This window comes from Catenulispora pinisilvae, from assembly GCF_015356865.1.
GTDB lineage: Bacteria > Actinomycetota > Actinomycetes > Streptomycetales > Catenulisporaceae > Catenulispora > Catenulispora pinisilvae.
On record NZ_JAAFZA010000365.1, the window covers coordinates 1 to 7,534 of the forward strand.

At 63.3% G+C, this 7,534-nt stretch carries 3 protein-coding genes and 1 tRNA gene; 3 read left to right on the top strand and 1 reads right to left on the bottom strand.

What is annotated here, in order from left to right; all coding sequences use genetic code 11:
- From IZR01_RS46670 to IZR01_RS46680, 3 genes are all read left to right on the top strand, one after another.
- The coding region (locus tag IZR01_RS46670; protein ID WP_194927590.1) for a PaaI family thioesterase at window positions 1–344 on the top strand (344 nt) is incomplete at its 5' end.
- Window positions 345–430: 86 nt separating this feature from the next.
- Window positions 431–502 (top strand) — tRNA-Arg (locus IZR01_RS46675).
- A gap of 510 nt (window positions 503–1,012) precedes the next feature.
- A complete protein-coding gene (locus tag IZR01_RS46680) occupies window positions 1,013–1,186 on the top strand; it encodes a hypothetical protein (RefSeq protein ID WP_194899170.1) in 174 nt (57 codons plus the stop codon).
- Between the two features lie 332 nt (window positions 1,187–1,518).
- Here IZR01_RS46680 and IZR01_RS46685 read toward each other — a convergent pair whose 3' ends face one another.
- Entirely contained in the window at window positions 1,519–7,083 is a 5,565-nt protein-coding gene (locus IZR01_RS46685) for a helix-turn-helix domain-containing protein (protein WP_194927591.1), read from the bottom strand.
- Between the last annotated feature and the right edge of the window lie 451 nt (window positions 7,084–7,534).

A 7,534-nucleotide genomic window follows, 5' to 3' on the forward strand; every position in this document is an offset into this window, starting at 1 on the left:
CCTGGAACCCCACCCTCGCCCGCGAAGGCGGCACCCTGTGCGGCCAAGCCCTCATGGCAGCGGCGGACACAGCAACCGTCCTAGCCATCAGCGCAGCCCGCGGCACCTACTGCCCGATGACCACGGTGCAGCAGAACACGACATTCCAGCGGCCGATCAAAGAGACGGACGTCTTGATCACGGCACGGGTCACCAAGCTGGGGCGAACGCTGGCTTTCACCGACGTCACGATGACGCCCGCACCGCCAGCGAAGGGCGAGGGAACGGAAGGCCGAGCAGGCGCGGAAGCAACACTGCCCCCACCAGCCGCCCACGCCACAACCGTCTACGCGATCCTCGCCTAACCCCCCACTCCCACCATGCTCACCGCACCCACCAAAACGGTGGCGCAACCCCCTGCGCGAACCTGATATCGTTTCCTACGTCCCGAGCCCCCGTAGCTCAGGGGATAGAGCACCGCCCTCCGGAGGCGGTTGCGTAGGTTCGAATCCTACCGGGGGCACATACGTTCAGCAGCAAAAACGGCACCTCACCTATGTGAGGGGCTGTTCTTGTCTTGATGGTCGTAGGACGCCGTGTGCCACGGACTGTGGATGAGCCAGAACTCTGCCGACGCTACGCGGAGCTGTCCTCGATGCCGTCTAGGAGTGTCGCGAACTGTACCAATAGCCCCACCAATATCAGCGGCACTGTCCAGAACGAGCTATGGAGCCGGGCGAAGAACGCCTGGTTCAATATCGGCCGATGACGCGGGGCAGCAGGTGATCCGCGTGCAGGAAAGGCCGGTGATCACGTCGTCGAGGGAAGAACTGCTGCGGCTTCTTGAACCGTCGAGCTAGAAGTGGGCTCTCCCGAGCCTGGACGAGATCGTGCGGGGCTACGGGACCGCGTTGCCAGCCGACTCTACATGTGGCTCAATGAGGTCTACGGGCCGGGGGCGTTTGCTGAGTATCTAAGCATCCTGGTTCCGCTTCCGGCGTCTGAGATCGGGTCCGCCCCCAGCGTCGCACCGATGTCAGCCGAGCAGTTCCTGCAGTTTGGTGCACCTGGCGAGATCGACCTCGCCTACCTGGAGCCCGCTGGCCTGATCGTGTGGGGTTTCGACCTCAACAATGACACTGCCTGTTGGAGCCCGGTCGGTGAGCCCGACGCCTGGCCGGTGGTCATCCGGCGGCACAGTCCGTAGTCGGGCCCGACTTGGATGCGGTACGACTTCGGTGTTGTGGAGCTGCTGGTACGAACACTGCGGGGGCGGCTGGAGAGTAATCCGTTCAGTGGCGACGATCTTTGGCGCAACGAGTCCCCGAGATTTGTCCGATCCTGAGGCGACGGGGTCGTGATCGCGATATGACAACGCTGTTGGGACGGTTGCCGATCGCGGGTGAAGGAGGGCTTTGATGTTGTCGGGAGCTGCCGGCGCCTCATCGCACTGCGGACGCAGCGGGCCCTGGTCGGCCCGGCGGACTGGGACGTGGTCGGTTGGCCAGCGGTGTTTCTGCTCGTAGGCAGCTTGCTCTGTTACCACGGTTCAGAAGAGAGGGCCGTCAGGTGAACGAGAGCCTCGTCGCGGCATGTGGCACTTAGGGTGGCGAGCCACCTGGCCGCCTGCCACCGGATGTGGACGGCGGCGCCGGGTGATGCGATTACTTCCCGCATTATCAAAGCTGCTTCTTCCCGGCAGCCTCGATGGAACAGGCCCATCTCCATGGCGGCGTTGCATCGGGCAACTGTGCTTATCGCTGAGTCGTGCGCGAGTCGGCGCAGTCCGGCGACTGCCTCGTCAACGAATCCGCGCCCTTGATAGCCGATCGTGGCCAGAGCTTGAATGCGGATTGCAGGGCGGTAGTCGGTTTCCGACGAAATTTTGCGCAGAACCCCCATTGCCGTCGGAAGTCGGTCGGGGTCAAGCGCGGCCATGACTCCCGCAGCGCGGATTCGTGCTGACACTGCGATGCCCTCGTCGGTGGCGAGCGCTTGCAGGTGAGTGAGGGCGACAGGCCGGAATCGGGCCCTGTGGCGAACAGCGAGTGACTGCGCGGCTCGCCATCGAAGAGCAGGTGCCGCCGTTGGATCGCCGGCGATTGCGTCGACGATATCCGCGGCGGTATCGCGGTCCGGCGGGCTCCATTTCGCTAGATGGCGGGCGGCCTCGACACGGGTGTAGCCGTTGATGCGGATGTTCTGAACTATGCGGCGCAGTTCGCTGACGGCTTGTGCACGCCACGTCTGTCCGAGTTCGAGCAACGCGGACGCCGCATCGACCTGGAGACGAGGGCATCTGCTGGCGCGCATGACCTGAATCAGCAGCTCAACAGCCACGCGGCGCGGCTCGATATCATTTGCGCTGATCTTTGCTGCGGCCAGCCTGTCGCGAGGCGGTCGACTCTCGTCGCTCAGTATCCTGTCGGCGATGTCACATGCTTCGACGCGAAGCTTTCCGCCGAATCCCGCGAGGGCTGCCAGGGCCTTGAAGACAGGCAGGGGCGTGGTCGGCTCGTTGCTGATCGCCTCGCGGAGAATCGCCGCGGCCTGCTTCCGGTGGGCACCGCCGAGCTGTTCCATCTCGTGTAGTGCGGCCAAGCGATCCGAAGCGTCGTACTCTTCACCTGTGAGTACTTCGTCTAAAACCGAGACTACGTCGTGCGCTAGTGGCGCGCCGATGCCTGCCAATTCCAATCTACTGGGTATGCGGGACCAGACTTCAGCACCTCGATCCCACAACAGTGTCCTGAGTAACTCTAGTGTTTCGTCCGGGTGGTGACGGGAGCTCACGATCCGGGTGATGGCTATCCGTCGCTCTGCCGATGTGGCAGCCGGGTCGTTGGCTGTTGCTGCGAATACGAAGTGCGCTTCCTCTTCGGTGATTGCGCGGAGTTGGCGCAGGCTCAGGATGGCTGTCAATACACCCGCTGGTTTGATGTTTCGCGCCTTCAGGGCTCTTCGCAGACCTTGGACGACGCGTGGCCGGTACTGCTGGTCCGACCGGACGAGGTACTCTGCGGCTTTGCACCGGTCCGTGAGTCGTTGGCGAGGGTCGCTACTGATGTCCAGTAGACAGGCGGTTGATTCTTGCTGGGGTGAGCAGAGGAGATCGATTAAGCTCCATGCCGCTGCGACGCGGACGTCGGCGGGTTGGTCCTCGTCGGAGGTGAGCTGCCGTAGTACCGCAGCGGCTTCGTCGCGCGACTCCCGGCCAAGCTGGCCGAGTACGACCGCAGCGTGCTGATGCTCCCGTCCACTGATGGCGGCGTCGCTGAGGAAGGCGCGCAGAGCCGATACAGCTTTGTCCCGCTGAATGGGTCCCAGTTCTGCCAGGCTGGACGCCAGGGTCCCCCAGTGGTCACTAGCTTTACGGGTGTCCTCGATCAATGAACCCAGGACATTTGAAGCTTCCCGGTGGAATTGCGGGCCGAGTGAGGCAAGCGCGGCGCCTGTGCGTACCCGCAGGTCGAGGTCGGCGGCTGGACCCATGAGGATGAAGCGCAACTCCTGCGCGACTTCGTCACGGTGACCGTCGCCGAGTGCCTCCAGTGCTTGGGCGAGGTCGAGGCGGGCATCGAGATCTGTTTCACTATCGGACAGCCGTGTTCGAATCGCCGCCACTGCCGTTTCCCGTGCTTCGCTGCCGAATGCGACCAGTCTCTCGGCGACCTCGGCGAGATCTTGCCAACGATCGGATGGATCACAGATGATCGCGCACAGGGCCGTGGCGATGGCAGGTTGACTTTCGGGGTCGAGTAGCGAAAGGCCGCGCGCCGCAGACGTTCGAATGTATGTTTCGCGTGATGCGTCATTGAGTATGCTTCGCAGCGCCGTTAGGGATTTATTTCTGAAGCTTGGTCCAAGGTCGTCCCAATTGGATGGTGTAGATTCCATGGATAGTCCCAGCCAAGGGCGAGCGAGGACGGCATCGAGCGCATCGGTGATTTCGCCATGAAAGCGATTCCCCAGTCTTTCTAGCGCTATTGCCGCACTAATGCGTACGCGGTTGCTGAGGGATTCGTCGATCAAGAGTTCGCGAAGGATGTCCGCGGCTGTGGCATGGAACGCTGGATCCAGTTGAGAGAGCATTCGGGCGGCTTCGACTTGGGTCGCCGCACCTGCCGTGGGACCGATGGCGGATTCGATGAGAAGGGCGGCGGCCTCGTCTCGGTATCCGGGACCCAGACTCGCCAAGTTGGCCAGGGCCTGGCAGCGATCGTAGTCGCCGGCGAAGGGATCGGCCCACAACCGTCGATACTCTTCCACCGCCTCGCCGTGGAAAGTAACGCCCAGCTTGGAGAGAGTGTCGATGGTCCAGAGCCGTGCATTGGAATACACCCCAGGATCTTTCAGCACGCCTCTCAGGTGGGTTGCGGCTCTGTCCTGGAACGACGGACCGAGTTCGGCGAGATCGGAGACGATCCACCATATGTCGGTTTTCTTGGTTACCGGCGATTCCAGAATGCGTATGAGGATGTCGGCGGCGTGCGATACATATTCTGGCCCAATATCGGCAAGCGTGGCCACGGCCCGAGACCTCTGATGCAAGGGTAGGTTCTTGTCATTGCAAAGCTTTTCAAGAAGAGAGGCGGCTTCTTCTCCGTGGAGCGCCCCAAGGCGAGCCAGTGCCAGTGCAGCGGATTGACGCTCGGAGGCTGCCTGGCTCCTGTCGCCTGCAATCTCGCGGAGAACGGATGCGGCGCGGATTTCGAATTCTGGCCCGATTTCGGCAAGACCTCTCGCGGCCATGCTAAGAGCGCTCACCGACGTGGTCGGATCCGCGAGTACTGCTAGAAGAGTGCCCGCTGCGAAGGAGCGACGTTCGTCGCCCAGGTCGGCGAGGGCGACCGCTGCTGTCCGCAGCGTCGTGGCATCGACGGCCTTGTCGGCGATCAGCGCGCGAAGACCGCTGGCCGCATGGGCGCGCTGCTCCACGTCGACCTCGGCTAGACCCTGCGCGGCCATCAGCCGATGAGGCATGTCGAGCGTGTAATCGCGGGTGGCTTCACGTAGGAGAGCCAGCGCCTGCTCATGTTCTATACCGTTGAACAGGGTGCACAAGGCTACCGCGGCTTGGACGCGCGAACGCCAGGGTGCTTCGGGCTCGTTCATCAACGCGCGGAGCCATGCCGGAAGTCCTGAGTGGTGGGTGGCCTTCGATACCGCGTCAAGAATCTTCCAGCCGAGTCCGGCAGTCGTCAGCGCCCACGCCCAGACCTTGTCCAGGAATGCATCGATTGTTTCTCTGCTTGCGGGAAGATGCTGTGCAAGTAGCCGGGCCGCGACAAGCTGAAAGCCCGCTGTGTTGCCGCAGAGCCAGCGAACAATCTCGTTGGCCTGAGTCGGGTGGAGATGGCCGTAGTGGAGAAGAACAGCCTCCGAGTGGGCTATCGCGTAACCGGCGTGGGCGTTGTGGAGCATCTCCTTCCACACGTCTTGCTCAGCGTCGAACGAGGCAGGAAGCTCGCGCGCCCGCGCGGTGGCGGCGAGGTGGTCGGCAAAGCTGTGGTGGAGGAACTCGAGGTCATCGCGACGGACGATCATTGGGCCGGCGGTGGCCAGGTAGCTGATGAGGTCGGCCTGCCAGTCCATTGACAGGCCGACCGGCATGTGCTGCCTCACCCACTCGCGGGCCGCCTTGGCCAGTGAGCCTGTCTTGGCCAATCGGACGACGCCCAGATGCTCCAGAAGACGGGTGCGGACCTCCTGGAAGACGCTGTCGGATCGGTTTCGTGGCCCGCTGCGCCGCGCGATGTAGTCGAGGTACGTTTCGTAGAGATCGAAGCGATTGTCCGGCAGCGGGCGGTCGCGGTGCTGTTCGAAAATGATCGCGGCGATGGTCGCGAGCAAGGGTACCCGCATCAGTTCAGCGAGGTGGGCTTGCCTGACCTGCATCAGAAATCTGCGGCTCAGCATTTCGCTGTCGGGTCCGCCCTCGGCGGTGAACCAGTGTGTAGCGAAGGCACGCAGCGCTTCGGCGTCGAAGGGCTGAAGCTCATACCGGGCCACGCCTGCCCGCAGCAGCGTCCCCAACCCGGTACCGCCCAGCGGTCGGCTTGTGACCACGACGCGGTAGATCGGGTCGGATTTGTCGGTGGCCAGATGGGAGAGCGCCCGCAACAACCGTTCCTGCTGCTCCCGGTCGACGATCTCATCGATCGCGTCGATAAGCAGCAACCAACGGCAGCCGCCCACGCGTCCGCCCAGCACGTGCGCCGGTACCTCAGCCTTCAACAGCGGACCGAATTCTGCGGCGACGCTCTTGGCGAGAGCATCAGGAAGTGGCATATCGAGGTGGGTGGCCAGTTCCCGGGCCGGCAACCGCAGCGGAACTGCTGGTTCGACGAGCGGGGGTTCACCTTGACCGCGGGCATCTAGCCACGCACGAGCCACGTCCGCGGCCAATCGCAGCGTCAACGTCGACTTGCCTTGACCGGGACCGCCGGTGATCAACAGATGCTGGTCTCCGTCAAGAGCTACTCGGACGGCTCGTGCTGGCGGTCGTACGCCTCGCGAGCCTGTGATGGCCTGGTGTGCTACATACTCCGTCGTTGATCCGCCCCCGTGCTCCGCGGGTTCGGCGGAATCGCCGCGGCGATTTCCGAACCCCTGATCTGGGCGCGACTCGGTTAGCGTGTCGTCGGCGGCCTGGCCGAGATCCTGACGTACGTACACGGTGGACAACGACGGCCGCTTCGCTCCTGGGAGCCGGTATGGCAGGTCTTCCGCTGCCAATATTTGCGCTCGCATCAAGGAGACTATCTCCGGTGGCAGCGGTGGAAGCCGATCCCAACCGGAAGCGTTCGGTGCCAAGCGCGCGTTGCGTTCGTCGTCGCGGCGTGTGTCGCGGGCGTGCCGAGCAGAGCGCCACAACGCGAAGGTCCGCTCCCGATCCATGGCAAGCGCTTCGACTAGTCGCAGCAGTGTGTCATGGGTCGGCAGATATCTGCCATTACAGATCTCCGACACCTTGCTCCGGGACATCCGAATCTGCTGGCCGAGCCAGTCCTGGCTGACTCGCGCCGCACTCCGCGCCCGTTCTACCTCCGTCGCGAACATCCGCTCCTGCGGAGTCAGCACCACCCTGGCCCCCTCGAGCATCGTCGTCCCCTGATGTGTTCCCAGAAGTGTCCCTCCGCTGATGGGACACCCATAGGACGTTCCACCATGTCGCTCGGGATCGGTAACGACGGCCTTCGGCAGAACGGACAGCAGAACATGCATACCGGCCTCGTCACACTACTACTGCTCGCGGTGACTCTCCGCTATCTCGGGCGCGCGGTCACGATGCTTGCCCTGACTTATCTGTCGCTGCGAGGGACCAGGCCGAATCAGCGTCCGGGAATCCTCAAAGCATTGTCGCCGGCGCTTAGGGCCGTCACTGGCTTCCAGCACAGACCTGAAGACGACGAAGGACCACCTTTGGAGTGTGCCGACGTTGCGAAAACTGACGTATTGGGAGGTCGTCGACGGTCTGGGCGATGAGCGGGGTCAGATTCGGCGCGTACGCCTTCTATATGTCCACATCCCATTGGCCTGTACGCCATCGAGG